This is a genomic window from Endozoicomonas sp. SESOKO2 (assembly GCF_024606245.1).
GTDB lineage: Bacteria > Pseudomonadota > Gammaproteobacteria > Pseudomonadales > Endozoicomonadaceae > Endozoicomonas_A.
On sequence record NZ_JAHHPQ010000013.1, the window covers coordinates 1 to 1,640 of the forward strand.

The 1,640-nt window shown below is 51.6% G+C and carries 1 protein-coding gene; it reads right to left on the minus strand.

Annotation, left to right across the window (positions count from 1 at the left end):
- Positions 1-158: 158 nt before the first annotated feature.
- The coding region (locus KDK17_RS00375) for a hypothetical protein (protein WP_257254725.1) at positions 159-1,640 on the minus strand (1,482 nt) is incomplete at its 5' end.

Genomic DNA, 1,640 nt, shown 5'->3' on the forward strand with positions numbered 1-1,640 from the left:
CGTTCTGTCAACGGTTCGGCCTGACAAACGACAGACAACGTCAGTAACAGCAACCAATTTGCCGCAAAGGGTGAGTGCTTAATAATTCTATCCCTGCATTCTGACTTGTACAGAGCAAGGATAGATCAAGAAAACCTCATGAAAGGACAGTTTTCAGGTTAAGGCCCGAGTTCATCGTTCTGATCCACGACAGAAGGCTTGCGTTTTCGATGAATTCTTTTGTGATTCGACAGGACTTTTGCATTCTTGCAGACCTTTCCGCATGGCCGTTGCTGACCTTCCTCCCCGACCACGGTTATGTCACAGGTTTTTTGCCCGGTGTGATATTCGCTTTTATGAGTTGAAAGGGCTTTAGCATTCTTGCAGGCCTTCCCGCATGACTGCGGCTGACCACCCTTGCGAACCACTGTCACGTTACAGGTTTGTGCCCCGGTGTGGTCTATTTTTCTGTGATCCCTAAGGGCTTGAGCATTCTTGCAGATCTTTCCGCATGGCCGCGGCTGTCCTTGCTCCCCGGTCACGGTCATTTCACAGGTTTGTTGCACGCTATGGTATCCACTTTTGTGAGCCGACAGGCTGTGGACACTCTTATAGACTCTTCCGCATAGCTGCGGCTGATTATCCTCGCTGATTACGATCACGTCACAGGTTTGTTGCCTGCAATGGTCTCTTTTTTTGTGATTCATCAGAGCGTTAGTATTCTTGCAGACCTTTCCGCATGGCTGCGACTGATCATCCTCACCGATCACGGTTAGGTTACAGGTTTTTTGCCCGGCGTGCTGCCCGCTTTTGTGAGCGTAAAGAGCTGCGGCATTTTTGCAGGCCTTTCCGCATGGCCGCGGCTGGCCATCCTGCCCGATTACGATCACGTCACAGTTTTTTTCCCCGGTGTGATGTCCGCTTTTGTGAATGGACAGAACTGCGGCATTTCTCCAGACAGTCCCGCAGAGCCGTTGCAGACCATCCCTCCCGATCACAGTTACATTACAGGTTTGTTGCCCCGTGTGGTCTCTGTTTTTGTGATACGTTAAAGCGTTCGCATTCTTGCAGACCGTCCCGCACGGCTGCAATTGACCATCCTCCCCGACCACAGTCAGGTCACAGATTTTTTGCCCAGAGTGGTAGCTGCCTTTGTGACGCGACAGTAATTGTGCATTCTTGAAAACCTTCCCACATTGCAGCAGCTGGCCATCCTCCCCGAATATAATCAAACTGCAAATGTCTTGCCCGGCAGGGGCGTTTTTATCGATTGTCACTGCAACCATTGAGTCTATGGCGGTCCCGTCTGAGGCGACCCCGTCTGAGGCGACCCCGTTAACAGGTTTGCAAACAGAGCAGTATCTATTGGCCAAATGAGGGCATGAGCTTTGTCCGGGCGTTGCTGCCGTGTGGTCTGTCGAACTTTCCTCACGATCGGGCGCTCTGCTATTGGATGAGGCGGAAGACTGCCGGAATTGACAAGCCCCATGACAGGGATGCACGAAACAATTCAAGCCCAAAGTATGTGGGTGTTGTTCAGGGACTCCATTATCCCCGCCAGAATCTGAATACAGAAGGCTAGTGAAAAAGCCTATGGGTTGAGCGAGGGCTTCCTGCCCGGATGATTCTGATGGCGGGTTGGGTTGTTGGTTGTGTCCAGA